The 18,341-nt window shown below is 71.1% G+C and carries 19 protein-coding genes and 1 riboswitch; of the genes, 15 read left to right on the forward strand and 4 right to left on the reverse strand.

Annotated features, from left to right (window positions below; all coding sequences use genetic code 11):
* Window positions 1-50 precede the first annotated feature (50 nt).
* The 11 genes from dacB (at window position 51) to AB0J42_RS26595 (ending at window position 9,999) form a co-directional block, all read left to right on the forward strand.
* A complete protein-coding gene (gene dacB / locus AB0J42_RS26545; RefSeq protein WP_364298943.1) occupies window positions 51-1,475 on the forward strand; it encodes a D-alanyl-D-alanine carboxypeptidase/D-alanyl-D-alanine-endopeptidase in 1,425 nt (474 codons plus the stop codon).
* A gap of 194 nt (window positions 1,476-1,669) precedes the next feature.
* Window positions 1,670-2,746, forward strand: a complete 1,077-nt coding sequence (locus AB0J42_RS26550; RefSeq protein WP_364298945.1) for a zinc-dependent metalloprotease — start codon at window positions 1,670-1,672, stop codon at window positions 2,744-2,746.
* 161 nt (window positions 2,747-2,907) lie between these two features.
* Window positions 2,908-3,900, forward strand: coding sequence for a tRNA lysidine(34) synthetase TilS (gene tilS / locus AB0J42_RS26555; protein WP_364298947.1), 993 nt, complete (start codon window positions 2,908-2,910; stop codon window positions 3,898-3,900).
* A gap of 10 nt (window positions 3,901-3,910) precedes the next feature.
* Window positions 3,911-4,462: a hypoxanthine phosphoribosyltransferase gene (gene hpt, locus AB0J42_RS26560; RefSeq protein WP_364298949.1), complete on the forward strand. Its 552-nt coding sequence runs from the start codon at window positions 3,911-3,913 to the stop codon at window positions 4,460-4,462.
* A 252-nt stretch (window positions 4,463-4,714) separates the two neighbouring features.
* The gene (gene ftsH, locus AB0J42_RS26565; protein WP_364298951.1) at window positions 4,715-6,709 is read left to right on the forward strand and encodes an ATP-dependent zinc metalloprotease FtsH; all 1,995 of its coding nucleotides are present in this window, start codon (window positions 4,715-4,717) and stop codon (window positions 6,707-6,709) included.
* Window positions 6,706-7,284 (forward strand): GTP cyclohydrolase I FolE, encoded by a 579-nt coding sequence (gene folE, locus AB0J42_RS26570; protein WP_364298953.1) that lies wholly within the window; start codon window positions 6,706-6,708, stop codon window positions 7,282-7,284. Before ftsH ends, folE begins: the two co-directional genes overlap by 4 nt.
* A 113-nt stretch (window positions 7,285-7,397) precedes the next feature.
* A complete protein-coding gene (gene folP, locus AB0J42_RS26575; RefSeq protein WP_364298955.1) occupies window positions 7,398-8,249 on the forward strand; it encodes a dihydropteroate synthase in 852 nt (283 codons plus the stop codon).
* Entirely contained in the window at window positions 8,246-8,692 is a 447-nt protein-coding gene (locus AB0J42_RS26580; protein ID WP_364298957.1) for a nuclear transport factor 2 family protein, read from the forward strand. The genes folP and AB0J42_RS26580 overlap by 4 nt, the downstream gene beginning before the upstream one ends.
* On the forward strand, window positions 8,682-9,047 hold the full coding sequence (gene folB / locus AB0J42_RS26585; protein WP_364298959.1) for a dihydroneopterin aldolase: 366 nt from the start codon (window positions 8,682-8,684) through the stop codon (window positions 9,045-9,047). The genes AB0J42_RS26580 and folB overlap by 11 nt, the downstream gene beginning before the upstream one ends.
* Window positions 9,044-9,547, forward strand: a complete 504-nt coding sequence (gene folK / locus AB0J42_RS26590) for a 2-amino-4-hydroxy-6-hydroxymethyldihydropteridine diphosphokinase (protein ID WP_364298961.1) — start codon at window positions 9,044-9,046, stop codon at window positions 9,545-9,547. The genes folB and folK overlap by 4 nt, the downstream gene beginning before the upstream one ends.
* Entirely contained in the window at window positions 9,544-9,999 is a 456-nt protein-coding gene (locus AB0J42_RS26595; protein ID WP_364298963.1) for a DUF3180 domain-containing protein, read from the forward strand. The genes folK and AB0J42_RS26595 overlap by 4 nt, the downstream gene beginning before the upstream one ends.
* A gap of 91 nt (window positions 10,000-10,090) precedes the next feature.
* Here the strand turns inward: AB0J42_RS26595 and AB0J42_RS26600 are convergent, their stop codons facing one another.
* On the reverse strand, window positions 10,091-11,242 hold the full coding sequence (locus AB0J42_RS26600) for a transposase (protein ID WP_364298965.1): 1,152 nt from the start codon (window positions 11,240-11,242) through the stop codon (window positions 10,091-10,093).
* A 37-nt stretch (window positions 11,243-11,279) separates the two neighbouring features.
* Between AB0J42_RS26600 and AB0J42_RS26605 the strand changes: the two genes are divergently transcribed.
* Entirely contained in the window at window positions 11,280-11,426 is a 147-nt protein-coding gene (locus tag AB0J42_RS26605) for an Arc family DNA-binding protein (RefSeq protein WP_364298967.1), read from the forward strand.
* 88 nt (window positions 11,427-11,514) lie between these two features.
* Here AB0J42_RS26605 and AB0J42_RS26610 read toward each other — a convergent pair whose 3' ends face one another.
* Complete coding sequence (locus tag AB0J42_RS26610) at window positions 11,515-12,660, reverse strand: NADH-quinone oxidoreductase subunit D (protein ID WP_364298969.1); 1,146 nt, start codon at window positions 12,658-12,660, stop codon at window positions 11,515-11,517.
* A gap of 135 nt (window positions 12,661-12,795) precedes the next feature.
* Between AB0J42_RS26610 and AB0J42_RS26615 the strand changes: the two genes are divergently transcribed.
* A complete protein-coding gene (locus tag AB0J42_RS26615) occupies window positions 12,796-13,368 on the forward strand; it encodes a DoxX family protein (protein WP_364298971.1) in 573 nt (190 codons plus the stop codon).
* Window positions 13,369-13,372: 4 nt separating this feature from the next.
* On the opposite strand, the gene AB0J42_RS26620 is transcribed toward AB0J42_RS26615, so the two are convergent.
* Entirely contained in the window at window positions 13,373-14,602 is a 1,230-nt protein-coding gene (locus AB0J42_RS26620; protein ID WP_364299035.1) for an aminotransferase class V-fold PLP-dependent enzyme, read from the reverse strand.
* A 116-nt stretch (window positions 14,603-14,718) separates the two neighbouring features.
* A riboswitch (SAM riboswitch) is annotated at window positions 14,719-14,834 on the reverse strand.
* Window positions 14,835-14,928: 94 nt separating this feature from the next.
* On the opposite strand from AB0J42_RS26620, the gene AB0J42_RS26625 reads away from it, so the two are divergent.
* Entirely contained in the window at window positions 14,929-16,119 is a 1,191-nt protein-coding gene (locus AB0J42_RS26625) for a cytochrome P450 (RefSeq protein WP_364298973.1), read from the forward strand.
* 6 nt (window positions 16,120-16,125) lie between these two features.
* Here the strand turns inward: AB0J42_RS26625 and AB0J42_RS26630 are convergent, their stop codons facing one another.
* Window positions 16,126-17,088: an SAM-dependent methyltransferase gene (locus AB0J42_RS26630; protein ID WP_364298975.1), complete on the reverse strand. Its 963-nt coding sequence runs from the start codon at window positions 17,086-17,088 to the stop codon at window positions 16,126-16,128.
* 329 nt (window positions 17,089-17,417) lie between these two features.
* Here AB0J42_RS26630 and AB0J42_RS26635 point away from each other — a divergent pair, with 329 nt between their 5' ends.
* A complete protein-coding gene (locus tag AB0J42_RS26635) occupies window positions 17,418-18,308 on the forward strand; it encodes a Rossmann-like and DUF2520 domain-containing protein (RefSeq protein WP_364298977.1) in 891 nt (296 codons plus the stop codon).
* Window positions 18,309-18,341: the final 33 nt, after the last annotated feature.

Consider the following 18,341-nt stretch of genomic DNA (forward strand, 5'->3'; position numbering starts at 1 on the left):
CCCCCCGGAAACACCGGCCGGGCGTTAATGTCTCGTAGGCGAACTCCAGGATGAGAGGTCAGGACGACGTGGTACGGCACGAGCGGTGGGTGATGCTGGCCACGCTCGCCCTGCTGCAGGTCGTGACCATCGTCACCGGCTTCTATGCGGTTGACAACGATCTCACCCTGAGCGCGCTGACGAAGCAGCCGCCACCGGCCGAGACCGCGCCTCCCGAAGTCCCCGTGGTCACCGCGGGACCAGTGCTGGCCGGCCTGGCGGCGAGGCCAGGAGACGGACCTCTCCCGTCCAAGGGTACTTTGACCCGCAGGCTCACGGATGCGCTGGGTGACCAAGCGCTGGGCAGCAGGGTCGGCGCGGTCGTCATCGACACCTCCACCGGTGAGCGCGTCTTCGCCCACGACCCCGACACCGGCATCACCCCCGCCTCCACCACCAAGGTCGTCACCAGCGTCGCCGCGCTGGCCTCGCTCGGCCCCGACACCCGGCTGGCCACCCGCGTCGTGCAGGGCGCGACACCGGGCGCGATCGTCCTGGTCGGCGGCGGCGACCCCCTCCTCGCCGGGCCGAAGGCCAAGCCGACCCGCTATCCCGCCCAGGCGTCCATCGCCACGCTCGCCGCCCGTACCGCCGCCGCGCTCAAACGGCAGGGCACGACCCGGGTCACGCTCTCGTACGACACCTCGCTCTACACCGGACCCGACACCGGGCCCGGCTGGAAGCCGGGCTACATCCCCGACGGGCACGTCGCGCCCGTGCACGCGCTCGCGATCGACGAGGGGCGGGCCAACCCCGACCAGAACCAGCCGCGCGTCGCCGACCCCTCGCGCCACGCCGCGGACGCCTTCGCGGCCCTGCTGAAGAAGAGAGGGATCAAGGTCGCCGGGCCGGTCAAGCCGGGGCAGGCGCAGGCGGGCGCCGCCGAGCTGGCCAAGGTCGAGTCCGCGCCGGTCTACGCCCTGGTCGAGCACGCGCTCACGTACAGCGACAACGACCTGTCCGAGGCGCTGGCCCGGCACGTGGCGATCAAGGAGGGCCAGCCGGCGTCGTTCGCGGGCGTCGCCCGCGCCATCCCGCAGGTGCTGCGCCGCCTCGGCGCCGGCGACGGCATCCAGGTGTACGACGGAAGCGGCCTGTCGACCCGCAACCGGATCAGCGCCGCCGCGATGGCGGGCCTCATCGCCCTCTCCACCTCACCCGACCAGCCCGCGCTCAACACGGTCGCCTCCGGCATGCCGGTCGCCGGGTTCTCCGGCACCCTCGGCAACGGCCGCCGCTTCGTCGGCCCCGACAGCAAGGACCAGGTCGGCCTCGTCCGCGCCAAGACAGGCACCCTCAACAACGTCAACACCCTCGCCGGGCTCACCACCAGCAAGGACGGCCGCGTCCTCGCCTTCGCCTTCATGGCCGACCGCGTCCCGGTCTACGCCGAACCGGTCCTGGACCGCCTCGCCGCCATCGTCGCCCGAGCCTGATGATCACGCGCTGGTCGGTCCGGCACCGGCGCTCCTCGCTGCGTTCCCACCTTTCTCAGTCCGGACAACGGTGCTCCCCGCGGGCTCAGCCCAGGCCCGGCGCTCCTCGCCGCGTTCCCACCTTCCCCAATCCGGACAACGGCGCTCTTCGGGGGTCTTCGCGGGGCAGGCGAGAAGCACGTACGGTGATGGGTATGCAGGTGATCGACTGGGATCTGGCCGTCTCGACCGGCACGCGCCTGGTGCGCCCCGGTCCTCAAGTGACCCGCGAGGAGGCCAGGCAGGCCGTCGCCGAGCTCCGTACGCTCTCGCGTGAGGCCGAAGGGCACGTGCGCGAGTTCACCAAGATCGATACCGAGACCGCGCCGCAGGCGGCGACCGTCGTCGACCGCCCCGGCTGGATCAGGGCCAACGTCGAGGGCTTCCGCGTCGTGCTGGAGCCGCTCACCCAGCGCATGGCCGGCAGCGCCAACCAGCCTCCCGCCATCGTCACCGCCGTCGGCTCCCGCATCACCGGCGTCGAGGTGGGCGCCGTGCTCGCCTTCCTGGCCTCGCGGGTGCTGGGCCAGTACGAGCTGTTCCTGCCGCCCGACCCGACGGGCCGTGAGCCCACCGGCAGGCTGACGCTGGTCGCGCCCAACATCGTGCACGCCGAGCGCGAGATGAACGTCAACCCGCACGACTTCCGGCTCTGGGTGTGCCTGCACGAGGAGACGCACCGGGTGCAGTTCACTGGGGTGTCCTGGCTGCGCGAGTACGTGCGCTCGCAGATGACCGAGTTCCTGCTGGCCTCCGACCTCGACCTGCCGACCCTCGTCGACCGCCTGCGCAACGCGGCCGACACCATCACGGACGTGGTGCGGGGCGGCGAGGGCAACCTCATCGACGTCATCCAGTCGCCGCAGCAGAAGGAGATCCTCGACCGGCTCACCGCCGTGATGACCCTGGTGGAGGGCCACGGCGACTACGTGATGGACGCGGTGGGCCCGTCGGTCGTGCCGTCGGTCGCGGAGATCCGGTCCAAGTTCGCCCGCCGCCGTGAGGGCGGCACCAAGCTCGACAAGACGATCCGCCGCCTGCTGGGCATAGACCTGAAGATGAAGCAGTACGCGGAGGGTTCGGCGTTCGTCCGCCGGGTGGTGGAGAAGGCGGGCATGGACGGCTTCAACCGGGTGTGGACCTCGCCGAACACGCTGCCGACCCCCGCGGAGATCTCCGACCCGGACGCCTGGATCCGCCGCGTCATCGGCACCCCGGCCCTCCCGAGCTAGCCGCCCGGAGACCTTCCGAACAAGGGGCCGTGGTCCGGCCGGGAAGCCTTCCGAGCCGGACGGTCCGGGGCCGTGCTTCGGAAGGAGACCTCCGGGCTGGACGGTCCTGGGCAACGGGCTCGGCGGATCGGGGCAAGGGATTCGGCCGGGAGAATGGGGGCGTGGGACCGCATCCTGCCGTAGCCGACGTCCGCCGGGCCGTGCGTGAGTCGCTGGCCGATCTGGAGCGCGGGCGGCTGGTGCTGGCCGCCTGCAGCGGCGGCGCTGACTCGCTCGCGCTGGCCGCCGCACTGGGGTTCGTCGCGCCGCGCGCCGGGCTGCGCGCCGCCCTAGTCACGGTGGATCACCAACTGCAGGAAGGCTCGGACGTACGAGCGAGAAGGGTCGCGGAGCTGGCCGGGAAGCTGGGGCTGGAGTCCGGCGAGGTGCTGACCGTGACGGTGGGCACGGCCGGAGGGCCGGAGGCGGCGGCGCGTGAGGCCAGATACCGGGCGCTGGACGAGGCGGCGGGCCGGGCGGAGGCCGCGGCCGTGCTGCTCGGTCATACCCGGGACGATCAGGCCGAGACGGTGCTGCTGGGGCTGGCGAGGGGGAGCGGGCTGCGGTCGCTGGCCGGGATGGCGCCGGTGAGCGGGCTGTACCGGCGGCCGCTGCTGGGGATTCCGCGCCGGACGACCGTCGCCGCCTGTGCGGCGCTGGGCCTGGATCCGTGGGACGACCCGCACAACGAGGATCCCCGCTACACCCGGGTCAGGGTGCGGTCGCGGGTGCTTCCCGTACTGGAGAAGGAGCTCGGCCCGGGGGTGGCGGAGGCGCTGGCGCGGACGGCGGCGCTCGCCCGGGAGGACGCCGATGCGCTCGACGAGTGGGCGGACCGGGCCTACAAAAATTGCGCTCTAAGCGATATTCCGGGAAGAGTCACCCTGTCGGTGGAGGCTCTGGAACCGCTTCCAGGAGCCGTACGGCGACGGGTCCTCCGCCGCGCGGCCATCGCCGCCGGGGCGCCGTCCGGGGCGCTGTCGGCCACCCACGTGCACGCCGTGGAGAGGCTCGTCGTAGCCTGGCGCGGACAGAAGGCGGTTGACCTGCCAGGGGGTCTGTCCGCCGTCCGGCGATATGGCACCCTGATACTCGCCATCAGACCCATCGCGTAAGGAACCACAGGTGGACGCTGCCGACATGGGCGACGATCTGGAGAAGGTCCTCATCCCCGAGGACGAGCTCCAGAGCAAGATCAAGGAGCTGGCCGCCCGGATCGACGCCGACTACGCCGGCCGTGAGCTGCTGCTCGTGGGCGTGCTCAAGGGCGCCGTCATGGTGATGGCCGACCTGGCCAGGGCCCTGCACGTGCCGGTGCAGATGGACTGGATGGCCGTGTCGTCCTACGGCGCCGGCACCCGGTCGTCCGGTGTGGTGCGGGTGCTCAAGGACCTCGACACCGACATCATGAACCGCCACGTGCTGATCGTCGAGGACATCATCGACTCCGGCCTGACCCTCCACTGGCTGCTGGAGAACCTCAAGTCGCGCAACCCGGCCTCGCTGGAGGTCTGCGCCCTGCTGCGCAAGCCCGAGGCGGTCAAGGTGCCCATAGACGTCAAGTACATCGGGTTCGACATCCCCAACGAGTTCGTCATCGGCTTCGGCCTCGACTACGCCGAGCGTTACCGCAACCTCCCCTTCATCGGGACTCTCGCTCCGCACGTCTATACCTGAGACGATCCACAGATGGCCGGGAACGACCGGGAACACGGCGTGCCGTGACGTACGTTGGTAGGGCAAGGCCGGTTGTAGCGGGCGGTGTCTCCGCACGCTTGTCCGGTGTACCTTCTGACGACGGGAGGGTGACCCAGCGTCCCCTTCGGGTAGTCAGATTTCGCGGCGTCGGGATGCCGCGGCCCCGGGTCCTGCCCGGGGTTCCAGGCCATGGTCAGGGAAGGGACGGGCCCGCCAGGGGTTCCGCATCGGATGGATCTCAAGCGATTTACACGTGGGCCACTGCTGTGGATCCTGGGCATCGTCGTGCTGCTCCTGCTTGTCACCCAGTTGTGGAGCGGCGGGGGCAACTTCAAGCAGGCCGACACGTCCACGGTGCTCCAGCAGATTCGCACCGGCAACGTCAGCAACGCGAAGATCATTGACAAGGATCAGCGGATCGAGCTGACGCTCAAGAACGCTATCGAGGTCAGACCCGGCGACCAGCCCACCAAGATGATCCAGTCCGACTGGGTCTCCGGCTACGGCGCCAAGCTGACCGACGACCTGCAAGCCCAGGTCGACGCCAACCGGACCGACAGCTTCACCACCGAGGTGCCGCAGGAGAACATCCTGCTCAGCATCCTGGTGAGCTTCCTGCCGATCGTCATCATCGTGCTGCTCTTCCTGTTCATCATGAACCAGATGCAGGGCGGCGGCAGCCGGGTGATGAACTTCGGCAAGTCCAAGGCCAAGCTGATCACCAAGGACACCCCCAAGACCACCTTCGCCGACGTCGCGGGCGCCGACGAGGCCATCGAGGAGCTCCACGAGATCAAGGAGTTCCTCCAGGCCCCGGGCAAGTTCCAGGCGATCGGCGCGAAGATCCCCAAGGGCGTTCTGCTGTACGGCCCGCCCGGCACCGGCAAGACCCTGCTCGCCCGCGCGGTCGCGGGTGAGGCCGGCGTGCCGTTCTACTCGATCTCCGGCTCCGACTTCGTCGAGATGTTCGTCGGCGTCGGCGCCTCCCGCGTGCGCGACCTGTTCGAGCAGGCGAAGGCGAACGCCCCGGCGATCATCTTCATCGACGAGATCGACGCCGTCGGCCGCCACCGCGGCGCCGGCCTGGGCGGCGGTCACGACGAGCGCGAGCAGACGCTCAACCAGCTGCTGGTCGAGATGGACGGCTTCGACGTCAAGGGCGGCGTGATCCTCATCGCCGCGACCAACCGGCCCGACATCCTCGACCCGGCGCTGCTGCGCCCCGGGCGCTTCGACCGCCAGGTCACCGTCGACCGCCCCGACCTGGAGGGCCGCAAGGGCATCCTCAAGGTCCACGGCCGCGGCAAGCCGTTCGCGCCCGACGTCGACCTCGACGTCATCGCCCGCCGGACGCCCGGGTTCACCGGCGCCGACCTGGCGAACGTGATCAACGAGGCGGCGCTGCTCACCGCGCGCGCCGACGAGAAGCTGATCACGATGGACATGCTGGAGGAGTCGATCGACCGGGTCATGGCCGGGCCCGAGCGCAAGACCCGCGTCATGTCCGACAAGGAAAAGAAGATCATCGCGTACCACGAGGGCGGTCACGCGCTGGTGGCGCACGCGCTGCCGAACTCCGACCCGGTTCACAAGATCACGATCCTGTCCCGGGGCCGGGCGCTCGGTTACACGATGACGCTGCCGACCGAGGACAAGTTCCTGGCCACCCGGTCGGAGATGATGGACCAGCTCGCGATGCTGCTGGGCGGCCGCGCGGCGGAGGAGCTCGTCTTCCACGAGCCCACCACCGGCGCCTCCAACGACATCGAGAAGGCCACGGCCGTCGCCCGCCGGATGGTGACCGAGTACGGCATGAGCGAGGCGCTGGGCGCCCGCAAGTTCGGCAGCGGCCAGGCCGAGGTCTTCCTGGGCCGCGAGATGGGCCACGAGCGCGACTACTCCGAGAAGATCGCCTCCACGATCGACGAAGAGGTCCGCCGGCTCATCGAGACGGCGCACGACCAGGCGTGGGACATCCTGGTCGAGTACCGCGACGTGCTCGACAACCTGGTGCTGGAGCTCATGGAGAAGGAGACCCTCTCCCGCGAGCAGGTGCTGCAGATCTTCTCGCCGGTGGTCGTCAAGGAGCACCGCCCGTCCTACGCGGGCTACGGCAAGCGGCTCCCGTCCGACCGGCCGCCGATCCTGACGCCCAAGGAGCAGTACGGCAACGGCTCGATCGACCAGGGCCGCCAGGGTGCGCTGCCTTCCGGGGACTCCGCGTGAAAAGTCACGAGGTGGATTACGGCCGGATCGAGAAGGCCGTGCGCGAGATCCTCTACGCCATCGGCGAGGATCCCGACCGCGACGGTCTTCTCGAGACGCCGGCCCGGGTCGCCCGCGCCTACGCGGAGCAGTTCTCCGGCCTCGGGCTCACCCCCGAGGACGTGCTCAACAAGGTGTTCGACGTCGACCACGACGAGATGATCCTGGTCAAGGACATCGAGGTCTACTCGACCTGCGAACACCACCTCGTCCCGTTCTACGGCCTGGCCCACGTCGGCTACATCCCGAACGAGCAGGGCCAGGTCACGGGCCTGTCCAAGCTGGCCAGGCTGGTCGACGTCTACGCCCGCCGGCCGCAGGTGCAGGAGCGGATGACCTCGCAGATCGCCGACGGCATCATGCGGGTGCTGGAGCCGCGCGGCGTGATCGTGGTGGTCGAGGCCGAACACCTGTGCATGACGATGCGCGGCGTGCGCAAGCCCGGCGCGAAGACGGTGACCTCCGCCGTCCGGGGCGACTTCCGTACGAGCGACAAGACACGCGCCGAGGCGATGGCGCTGATCCTGGGGCGCTGACGGCTGGCGGCGCCACGGGAAGTCCGCCCGCGCTTGAAGCGCGAAGGGATCGTTATCCACATCTGGGCACCCGCGATATCGCCACGTATGAGCGAGCGCCTAGGCTTGGCCTCATGACGAGAGTGCCAGGTCTGCCGGACGTCGACCGGTGTCTCGTCATGGGCGTGGTCAACGTCACCCCCGACTCGTTCTCCGACGGCGGGCGCTGGTTCGACGAGGCGGCGGCCATCCGCCACGGGTTCGAGCTGGTCGCCGAGGGCGCCGACATCATCGACGTGGGAGGCGAGTCCACCCGGCCCGGTGCCGCCCGGGTGCCGCTCGACGAGGAGCTGGCCCGCGTGGTGCCGGTGATCAGGGCGCTGGCGGCCGAGGGAGTGCCGGTCAGCGTCGACACGATGCGTGCCGAGGTGGCCAGGGCCGCCGTCGAGGCGGGCGCGTGCCTGGTCAACGACGTGAGCGGCGGCCTGGCCGACCCGGAGATGCCGCGCGTGGTGGCCGCCTCGGGTGTGCCCTACGTGGTCATGCACTGGCGCGGCCACAGCGACCAGATGCAGAACCGCGCCGTCTACCAGGACGTGGTGGCCGAGGTCGGCGAGGAGCTGCTCAAGCGGGTGGAGCTGGTGCTGGCCGAGGGGGTCTCCCGCGAGCAGATCGTGCTCGACCCCGGGCTCGGCTTCGCCAAGAACGCCACCCACAACTGGGCGCTGCTCGCGGCCATCCCCCGTCTGACGGAGCTGGGCTACCCGCTGCTGATAGGGGCCTCGCGCAAGAGGTTCCTGGGGCGGCTGCTCGCCGACCCCGACGGCACGCCCCGCCCGTTCGACCGCAACGACGACGCCACACTGGCGGTGACGGCACTGGCGGCGCGTGACGGCGCCTGGTGCGTACGGGTCCACTCCGTGGGTCCCAATGCCGATGCCGTACGCGTGGCAGCAGCATGGAAGAGAGCCGGAGCTGACACATGAGCGTCGACACCGCCGCGATCGAGACCGTCAACCAGGAGTTCTATACCGCGATCGAGGACGCCGACCTGGATCGGATGACCGAGATCTGGGCGGAGGACACCCCCGACGGTCAGGTCAGCTGCGTGCATCCCGGCTGGTCCCTGCTGGCGGGGCGGGCGGAGGTGCTGCGGTCGTGGGCGCTGATCATGGCGAACACGACCTACATCCAGTTCGTGCTCACCGACGTCAACACCACCGTGCTCGGCGACCTGGCGGTGCTCACCTGCGTGGAGAACATCCTCACGGCGGGTGAGGAGGGCGAGTCCAGCTTCGCCGCGGGCAAGGTGGTGGCCAGCAACGTCTACGTCCGCACTCCGCAGGGCTGGCGGCTGTGGATGCACCACGGCTCGCCGGTGCTGCAGAGCGACGAGGACGAGGAGGAGGAAGACGAGCTTGAGCGCTGACCGGATCGCGCTGAAGGGGCTGCGGGCCCGGGGCAGACACGGCGTGCTGCCGGCCGAGCGTGAGCTGGGCCAGGAGTTCGTGGTGGACGTGACGCTCTTCCTCGACACCGCGCCCGCCGCCGCGGGCGACGACCTGGCGAAGACCGTCGACTACGGCGAGCTGGCGCAGGCGCTGGTGAAGGTCGTCGAGGGCGAGCCGGTGGCGCTGATCGAGACGCTCGCCCAGCGGCTGGCGGACGTCTGCCTGGAGAGGGAGCCGGTCCAGTCCGTGGAGGTGAGCGTGCACAAGCCCGCCGCGCCGATCCCGTTGCCGTTCGACGACGTGGTGGTGACGATCGAACGGAGGCGCCGATGAAGACCGTGCTGGCGCTCGGGAGCAACCTGGGCAGACGCTTTCAGACGCTGCAGGGCGCGGTCGACGCGCTGTTCGACGCGCCGGGGCTGACGTTCGTGGCGGTCTCGCCGGTCTACGAGACCGACCCGGTGGGCGGCCCCGAGGGGCAGCGCACCTACCTGAACGCGGTGGTGCTGGCGGAGACGACGCTGTCCCCGGCCACCCTGCTGGAGCGGGCGCAGAGCGCCGAGGCCGCGTTCGGCCGGGTCCGCGAGGAGCGGTGGGGGCCCCGTACGCTCGACATCGACCTGATCATGGTGGGCGACACCGTCAGCGACGACCCCGAGCTGACGCTGCCCCATCCGCTGGCCCACGAGCGGGCCTTCGTGCTGCTGCCGTGGTCCCGGATCGACCCCGAGGGCGAGCTGCCGGGCAAGGGCCGCATCGCCGACCTGCTGGCGGGGCTCGACCAGCGGGGTGTCCGGCTCCGCCCTGACCTGAAGCTGCAGAGGCCCGATTGAGACCCACCCGCCCCGTCGTCCTGGTCGGGGTCTTCGTCGTCGTCGCGCTGCTGAGCTGGCTGTTCGTCAGGCAGACGTACTCCGGCATGTGGCTGGTGCCGTGGACGGCGATCCCGACGGTGCTGCTGCTGGCCGTCGGCGAGGCCTACACCGGGTGGATGACGCGGGCCAGGCTCGCCCGCAAGCCCGGCACCAAGCCGGTGGAGCCGCTGGCGGTGGCCCGCCTGGTCGCGCTGGCCAAGGCGTCGGCGTACGCCGGTGCGCTGTTCGCGGGCCTGTTCGGCGGCTTCGTCCTGCACACGGCGTCTCTGCTCGACAAGCAGACGCCGCGGGCCGAGTTCTTCGTGACGGGCGGCTCGCTGCTGGCCTGCGTGGCCCTCGTGGTCGCCGCCCTCTTCCTCGAACACTGCTGCCGCGTCCCCGGCGACTCCGAGGACCCGCGCCCCGATTGACGCGCTCCCCGGCCTGAAGGGCCGGAGATTCAGTCCGTGCCGCGCGTGCGGCACCTCTGTGGCTTCCTGTTTCAACGGGTCCTGCCCTCCGCTAGGCGGCGGGTCTTACGGTCCCTCCGCAGGCGTTTAGCCTCTCCGCCCGTCCGGCGGCGAGGATGTTCTTGGCGGCGTTGACGTCCCGGTCGTGGACCGCCCCGCACGGGCAGGCCCAGGCCCGGACGTTCAGCGGCATCGACTCGGCGAGTGCCCCGCAGGCCGAGCACAGCTTGCTGCTGGGGAACCAGCGGTCGATCTTCACCAGGGTCCGGCCGTGGCGGGCGGCCTTGTACTCCAGCATGCTCACGAACGCCGACCATCCGGCGTCGTGCACGGACTTGGCCAGCCGGGTGCGGGCCAGGCCCTTCACGCACAAGTCCTCCACCATCACCGCTTGGTTCTCGCGGATGATCGTCGTGGAGAGCTTGTGTGCGAAGTCCCGGCGCGCATCAGCCACCCTCGCGTGAGCACGGGCGACCTTGACGACAGCCTTCTTCCTGGTGTTCGACCCCTTCGCCTTGCGCGACAGGGCCTGCTGTGCCTTGCGCAGCCGCCGTTCGGCGCGGCGCAGAAACCGGGGGTTGCCGACTTTCCGGCCGTCCGACAGCACCGCGAAATGTGTCAGCCCCAGGTCGATCCCCACCTCGGCGGCCGTCTGCGGCAGCGGCTCGGCGGCGGCCTCGACCACGAACGAGGCGAAGTACCGCCCGGCCGCGTCCTTGACCACGGTGACGCTGGAGGGCTCGGACGGGAGACGGCGCGACCACTTCACCGGAACGTCGCCGATCTTCGGCAGGCGCAGTCTCCCACCCGTCGTGACTTGGAATCGGGCGTTGCGGGTGAAGCGGATCGCCTGCCGGTGGTCCTTGCGGGACCGGAACCGGGGCGGGGCGACCTTCGGCCCCTTCCGCTTCCCTGCCAGCGAGGCGAAGAAGTTGCGGTAGGCGGTGTTCAGGTCGGCCAGCGCCTGCTGGAGCACCACCGCCGACACCTCGCCTAGCCAGGACCGTTCCGGGGTCTTCTTCGCCTCGGTGATGATGCGCTTGGACAACTCGCCGTCCGAGACGTACGGCAGATGGGCCGCGTGGGCTTGCTGCCGGGCGCGCAGCCCGTCGTTGAACACCACCCGGGCGCACCCGAACGCCCGCGCCAGCGCGGCGCACTGGCCCGGGGTCGGGTAGAGGCGGAAGTTGTATCGGAGCTGCACGGCTCGACCTTATCCGACGCGACACTAGAGTGGTGTCATGATTCGGATTACGCTCAGGCTTCCTGATGACGTTCACGCCCGGGTGGTCGCCCGCGCCGAGACCGAGCGGAGATCCCTGAACTCTCAGATCGTGCACCTGCTTGAGATCGCGCTCGCCGACGACGCGCACGACGAATCACCTTGACGGCGATTCGTCTTTGCCTGCCGCGGGAGAGTCCGCTTCACCCCCGGCCTGAAGGCCGGGGCACTACGGACGACCAGGTAGCGGGCCGTCACTTGTCGATGTCGCCGACCACGAAGAAGAGCGAGCCCAGGATGGCCACCATGTCGGAGACCAGGTTGCCGGGCAGCAGCTCGCGCAGCACCTGGATGTTGTTGTAGGAGGCGGAGCGGAGCTTGAGCCGCCACGGCGTCTTGTCGCCCTTGGAGACCAGGTAGTAGCCGTTGATGCCGAGCGGGTTCTCCGTCCAGGCGTACGTGTGGCCCTCCGGCACCTTCAGCACCTTGGGCAGGCGCTGGTTGATGGGCCCGCGCGGCAGCGAGCGGAGCCGGTCGACGCAGGCGTCGGCCAGGTCGAGCGAGACCTTGACCTGCTCCAGCAGCACCTCGAAGCGGGCGTGGCAGTCGCCGGCGGAGCGGGTGACGACCTTGACGGGCAGCTCGGGGTAGGCGAGGTAGGGCTGGTCGCGGCGCAGGTCGAAGTCGACGCCGGAGGCCCGCGCGACCGGGCCGCTGACCCCGTACTGCATGATCTGCTCGCCGGTGAGCACGCCGACGCCGCGGGTGCGGGCGACGAAGATCTCGTTGTGCAGGATGAGGTCCTCGATGTCGGGGATCTTCCTGCGGACCTCGGCGACGGTCTCGGACACCCGGTCCAGCCAGCCGTACGGGAGATCCTCCTTCAGGCCGCCGACCCGGTTGAACATGTAGTGCATGCGCCCGCCGGAGATCTCCTCCATGACGGCCTGGATGCGTTCGCGCTCGTCGAAGGCGTAGAAGATGGGCGTCATGGCGCCCATCTCCAGCGGGTAGGAGCCGAGGAACATCAGGTGGTTGAGCACCCGGTTGAGCTCGGCCAGCAGGGTGCGCGCCCACACGGCGCGGACGGGCGGCTCCATGCCGAGCATGCGTTCGGCGGCGAGCACCACGCCCAGCTCGTTGGCGAACGCCGACAGCCAGTCGTGGCGGTTGGCGAGCACGATGATCTGCCGGTAGTCGCGTACCTCGAACAGCTTCTCCGCGCCCCGGTGCATGTAGCCGACGATCGGCTCGGCGGTGGCGATGCGCTCGCCGTCGAGGGTCAGTCTCAGCCGGAGCACGCCGTGCGTCGAGGGGTGCTGGGGGCCGATGTTGAGGATCATGTCCTCGGTGGCCAGCTCCTTGGCCCCGGCGCCGATGCCCACCACGCGTTCCGTCATACCGCCCATGCTCTCACCGGAGGCCCGGTCGAGGAACGGGTGTGCCGGGGTCCGATGCGCGAGGTCAAGGAACGTTAAAGAGGTGCATCGCTCTGCCTTCGCGGGGGAGGACAGTCTGGAACGGGGGAACAGACGATGAAAAGGGTCATCTTTGATGTGGCTGCCCTGATCGCCCGCGTGGTGGTCGGCGTCATCTTCGTGGCGCACGGGCTGCAGAAATGGACGCAGGGCCTGGGCGCGACCAGCGCCGGGTTCACGGAGATGGGCGTACCCCTGCCTGGAGTCGCGGCCGCGTTCGCGACGATCCTCGAGGTGGTCGGCGGGGTGCTGCTGATCCTGGGGCTGGCGGTCCGGGTCGTGGCGCTGCTGCTGCTGATCGACATGATCGGCGCGATCGTGTTCGTGCACGGGGCCAACGGGGTGTTCGTCCAGGACAGCGGCTGGGAGCTGGCGGCCGCGCTGGGCGTGGCCTGCCTGCTGCTGGCGGCGCTGGGCGGAGGCCGGATCGGCCTCGACGCGATCGTCCACTCGGTCTTCCGCCACAGGAAGGCCGGAGACCAGGACACCGCCGTCGCGCGGCCGGCCGAGCGGCCGCGTGACGTGCCCAGGCAGGGCCGGGGGCCGGGCGGGCTGGACGACCGGGACAGGCGCGAGGTGGACAGCCTGCTCTCCGACGATCCGACCCAGCCCAACCCGCACAAACGGTGAGTCCTCAGCGGGCCTGAGCGGGCCGGCGGGCGAGGTCGCGCAGCGCGGCGATCAGCCGGTCCACGTGCTCGTCGGTGGTGCCGATGCCGATGGAGGCGCGGACGGCGGAGTCGGTGCCGTCCGCGCAGCCGCCCTCGCGCGCGCCGAGCAGGTGGCGGACGAACGGGTGCGCGCAGAACTTGCCGTCCCGCACCCCGATCCCGTACTCGGCGGAGAGCGTCTCGGCGACCTCGCGGGCCGGGTGGCCGTCGACGGTGAAGGACACGATGCCGACGCGCGGGTGGTCCGGCCCCCACAGCGAGAGCTCCCGTACGCCATCGATGCCGGCGAGCCCGGCCCGCAGCCGCGCGATCAGCCGCTGCTCCTCGCGGACGAGCGGGGTCCAGCCGGTGGCGGTGAGCGCGTCGCAGGCGGCGGCCAGCGCGATGGCGCCCAGCACGTTGGGGGTGCCGGCCTCGTGGCGCGGCTCGGGGTCGTCGTGCCAGTCGACCTCGTCCTCGCCGACCTGGCGCACCGCGCCGCCGCCCTTCAGGTACGGGTCGCCGGCGGACAGCCAGTCACGGCGGCCGACCAGCGCTCCCGCCCCGAACGGCGCGTACAGCTTGTGCCCGGAGAAGGCCACGTAGTCCAGGCCGAGCGCGGTGAGGTTGAGCGGCCGGTGGGGGGCGAGCTGGGCGGCGTCCACCAGGATGCGCGCGCCGTGCCGGTGGGCGATGTGGGCCAGGGCGGCGACGGGCCAGAGCTCGCCGGTGACGTTCGAGGCGGCGGTGACGGCCAGGAGCTTGGGCCCGTCGATCCGGGCCAGCGCGTCGTCGGCGGCGCGCACGGCCTCGCCGGGGAAGGCGGGCGGCGCCAGCCGGACCTTGCGCGGCCAGGGCAGGAGCGAGGCGTGGTGCTCGGTGTCGAAGACGACCACGGTGGCGTCCTCGGGCAGGCAGCGGGCCAGCAGGTTGGTGGCGTCGGTGGTGTTGCGGGTGAAGACCACGGCGTCGTCGGGGCGGGCGCCGACGAAGGCCGCGACGACGCGGCGGGCCCGCTCGTAGCGGGCGGTGGTGAGCTGCGAGGCGTACCCGGCGCCGCGGTGGACGCTGGAGTAGGCGGGCAGCGCGGCGGCGACGGCGGCGCTGACCGGCTCCAGGCAGGGGGCGCTGGCGGCGTAGTCGAGGTTGGCGTACCCGGTGAGCGTGCCGCCCTTGACCGGGACCCGCAGGTCGGCGCCGAGCACGGCGGGGATCGGGCGCGCAGGGGCTTGCGGGCGCTGCACAGAAGCGGCGCGGGGGCGGTCGAAGATCGTCAGCGTGGACACGGCATGCCTCCTCAGGGGTCGTCGGACCCCTGGAGCAGCCACGGAGCCCGCGCTTGCCCGCCACACTTCGTGGCGGACCAGGTCTTCACCCGGGGCACCCCGCCGCGGACGCGAGGGTTGCCGGCCAGCGAGCCGGGGCTTGACGCTGGCGCTCATGACCTACGTCCCGGACTATAACCGATGATTCACGTGAATCGCGAGCCTCCCTTGACCAGGGGTAACAACCCGCTTGATGTACCTCCTACTATGAATTCGTGCGCTTTGATCCTTGGAATCCGGATTTTGTGGCCCATCCGTACGACGTCTACACGAAGCTGCGGACCGAGTCCCCCGTCAGCTACTTCGAGCCCACCGACCAGTGGCTGATCGCCCGCCACGCCGACGTGGACGAGCTGCTGCGCGACCGCAGGCTGGGCCGCTCCTACCTGCACGTCGCCACCCACGAGGAGTTCGGCAAGCCGCCGGAGCCGGAGTTCCAGGAGCCGTTCTGGCGGGTGATCCGGGCCGGCATGCTCGACGTCGAGCCGCCGGTGCACACCCGCCTGCGCCGCCTGGTGTCCAAGGCGTTCACCCCGCGCATGGTCGAGGCGCTCCGCCCGCGCGTGCGGGCCATCGCCGAGGGGCTCGTGGACACGTACGTGGAGAAGGGCGGCGGGGACCTGATCGCCGAGGTGGCCGAGCCGCTGCCGGTCACCGTGATCGCGGAGATGCTGGGCATCCCCGAGCAGGACCGTCACCTGCTGCGGCCCTGGTCGTCGGACATCTGCCTGATGTACGAGCTCAACCCGACCGAGGAGATGCAGCACACCGCCGTCAGGGCGGCTGAGGAGTTCGCCGAGTACCTCAGGGCGCTGGGCCGCGAGCGGGCCGCCAAGCCGGGCGACGACCTGATCAGCGCGCTGGCGGGGATCCCCGAGCTGACCGAGGACGAGCTGATCGGCACCTGCGTGCTGCTGCTCAACGCCGGTCACGAGGCCACCGTGAACGCCACCGGCAACGGCTGGTGGGCGCTGTTCAGGAACCCCGGCGAGCTGGAGAGGCTGCGCGCCGACCGGTCGCTGCTGCCCACCGCGATCGAGGAGGTGCTGCGCTGGGACACGCCGGCGCAGATGTTCGAGCGCTGGGTGCTGGAGGACATCGAGGTCGGCGGGGTGCGGATCCCGCGCGGGTCGGAGGTGGCGCTGCTGTTCGGCTCGGCCAACCGCGACCCCGAGGTGTTCGAGGACCCGGACCGGTTCGACGTGGGCCGTGCGGACAACCCGCACATCTCGTTCGGCCTCGGCATCCACTACTGCCTGGGCGCGCCGCTGGCCCGGATCGAGATGGTCGAGTCGTTCGGCGTGCTGCTCGACCGTGCGCCGAAGCTGGAGCTCGTCCGAGAGCCGGAGTGGAAGCCGGGATACGTCATCCGGGGCCTGCGCGCGCTGGAACTGCGCACGGGCTGACGCCGGTCACCGCCGCTGGCAGAGCCAGCCGAACCCGCCCAGCCCCGCCGGATCGATCAGCTCGCCCTCCTCGGAGGCGCGGGCCAGAGCCCTGAGATACCCCCGTGGATCGGTACGGGCCAGGTCGAGGGCGGGGCGGGCGCCGGTGACGCCCAATTCGCGCAGCGCGGCCCGCTGTGTGGACAAGCCTGTGGATATCGCGCCAGCCCGCCAGCCGGCCTCCGCGCACGCGTCGAGCGCGACATGTGCGGTGATGTCGCAGGTCCCGTCGGGTATGGGGGAAACGACCGCGCCGTCACGATATCCGGTGAGCGTCCCAAGACGCGGCCGGTTATCCACAGGGTGTGCATAATCGACGGCGATGGCCCACCCCTGGTCGAGCCGGGAAATCACGGCCGCCCAGGCCGCGTCGCGGGTGTGGCCGATCTCGGCCCGGCTGCCCACGCACGACAGCGGCCACCACCGTTTCAGCCACTCGCGGTCGGCCTCCGACGGCTCGCCGCCCAGCCGCTCCTCGCCCGTCTCGGTGTGGACCAGGACCAGCCGCGGCCCGTCGGCGGTCTGCTCGGCCACGTCCAGCGGCACGTTGTCGAGCCACTCGTTGGCGATGACCAGGCCGCGGATGCCGGACGGGATCCGGGCGGACCACACGACCTCCTCGGGCAGGTCGTCCGGCCGCGGGGACAGGTCGACCGCCGTGATCCGCAGCCTGGCCCGCAGCTCGGGCGCGGCCATGCCGAGCAGGTGGGTGACCAGCACGCCCTCGCCGGCGCCGACGTCCACCAGATCCAGCCGGGCGGGCGCGCCCAGCTCGGCGTCGACCTCGCACAGCAGGGCCAGCACGGCCTCGGCGAACACCGGGGAGGCGCAGACGGACGTGCGGAAGTGGCCGGAAGGGCGTTCGCGCAGGTAGAAACCGCCCTCGCCGTACAGCGCGCGCTGGGTGGCGGCACGCCAGGTGAGCCACATGCCTTGACTATCTCATGAGCGACCCGTCAAAGGGCCCGGGCCGGACTGCCCGGCCCGGGCCCCGCCGTGACCGCCTGTCGGCGTCGGCGGCCACGCGCACCGCCCGAGAGGTATGACAGAGTGCGGGCGTCGGGTCCGCTGGGACTCGGCGCCCGCTCCTGGCGGTGAACCCCTCTCCTCATCTCTTCCGACAGGGGGTGCACCCGCTCCCCTGCCCCTGTCCGTTTTGTCGGTAACGCAACATGCGGCAAAAGACCGGTCACTTCCTCTTGGCGACGCGCCGGTTACCCTGGTCGGCGATGCCAACAGGTCGACCGGGGGTGTGACGTATGGAGGCAGCCGATCGCCCGGCGCGCCTGACCGTCGGCGTGCTGGGCGCTGGGAAAGTCGGCTCCGCGCTCGGCGCCGCCCTGGCCCAGGCAGGTCACCGCGTCGTCGCCGCCAGCGGCGTCTCCGACGCCTCCCGGCGCTGGGCCGCGGCCCGGCTCGGGGTCGAGCCGGTACGGCCCGAGGAGGTCATGGCGGCGGCGCAGCTCATCCTGCTCACCGTGCCCGACGACGCGCTGCCCGACCTGGTGGGCGGCCTGGCCGCGACCGGCGCCGACCTGCGCGGCAAGATCCTCGTCCACTGCAGCGGCGCGTACGGCCTGTCCGTGCTCGACCCGGCCGCGGCCGCGGGCGCGCTGCCGCTGGCGCTCCACCCGGTGATGACCTTCACCGGCCGCGACGACGACCTCAACCGGATCACCGGCTGCTCGTTCGGCGTCACCGCCCCCGAGCCGCTGCGGCCGATCGCCGAGGCCCTGGTCATCGAGATGGGCGGGGAGCCGGTGTGGATCGCCGACGCCGATCGCCCGCTCTACCACGCCGCCCTGGCCAGTGCGGCCAACCACATGGTGACGCTCATCGCCGAGTCGGAGGAGCTGCTCGCCCGCATCGGCGTCGAGCACCCGGGGCGGATGCTCGGGCCGCTGCTCGGCGCGGCCCTCGACAACGTGCTCAGGCTCGGCCTGTCGGCGCTCACCGGGCCGGTCGTGCGCGGCGACGCGGGCACCGTGCGCAAGCACGTGGACGCGCTGATCGTGGCCGCTCCGGAGGCGGCGGACGCCTACATAGCGCTGGCCCGGCTCACGGCCGACCGGGCGCTGGCGGCGGGGCTGCTCAAACCGGAGGAGGCCGAGCGATTGCTCGACGCGCTGGGTGGCAACATATGGACGTGACCGTGACCCGCGATGGGCATGGATCCGTTCTCG

It is taken from the genome of Nonomuraea sp. NPDC049649 (assembly GCF_040675175.1).
In the GTDB taxonomy this organism is placed as follows: domain Bacteria; phylum Actinomycetota; class Actinomycetes; order Streptosporangiales; family Streptosporangiaceae; genus Nonomuraea.

Excerpts from the sequence above, each read along its gene's own strand:
- dacB (WP_364298943.1), top strand. The coding sequence starts at position 51 with ATGAGAGGTCAGGACGACGTGGTACGGCACGAGCGGTGGGTGATGCTG.
- AB0J42_RS26550 (WP_364298945.1), top strand. The coding sequence starts at position 1,670 with ATGCAGGTGATCGACTGGGATCTGGCCGTCTCGACCGGCACGCGCCTG.
- ftsH (WP_364298951.1), top strand. The coding sequence starts at position 4,715 with ATGGATCTCAAGCGATTTACACGTGGGCCACTGCTGTGGATCCTGGGC.
- folP (WP_364298955.1), top strand. The coding sequence starts at position 7,398 with ATGACGAGAGTGCCAGGTCTGCCGGACGTCGACCGGTGTCTCGTCATG.
- AB0J42_RS26580 (WP_364298957.1), top strand. The coding sequence starts at position 8,246 with ATGAGCGTCGACACCGCCGCGATCGAGACCGTCAACCAGGAGTTCTAT.
- folK (WP_364298961.1), top strand. The coding sequence starts at position 9,044 with ATGAAGACCGTGCTGGCGCTCGGGAGCAACCTGGGCAGACGCTTTCAG.
- AB0J42_RS26605 (WP_364298967.1), top strand. The coding sequence starts at position 11,280 with ATGATTCGGATTACGCTCAGGCTTCCTGATGACGTTCACGCCCGGGTG.
- AB0J42_RS26610 (WP_364298969.1), bottom strand. The coding sequence starts at position 12,660 with ATGACGGAACGCGTGGTGGGCATCGGCGCCGGGGCCAAGGAGCTGGCC.
- AB0J42_RS26615 (WP_364298971.1), top strand. The coding sequence starts at position 12,796 with ATGAAAAGGGTCATCTTTGATGTGGCTGCCCTGATCGCCCGCGTGGTG.
- AB0J42_RS26630 (WP_364298975.1), bottom strand. The coding sequence starts at position 17,088 with ATGTGGCTCACCTGGCGTGCCGCCACCCAGCGCGCGCTGTACGGCGAG.
- AB0J42_RS26635 (WP_364298977.1), top strand. The coding sequence starts at position 17,418 with ATGGAGGCAGCCGATCGCCCGGCGCGCCTGACCGTCGGCGTGCTGGGC.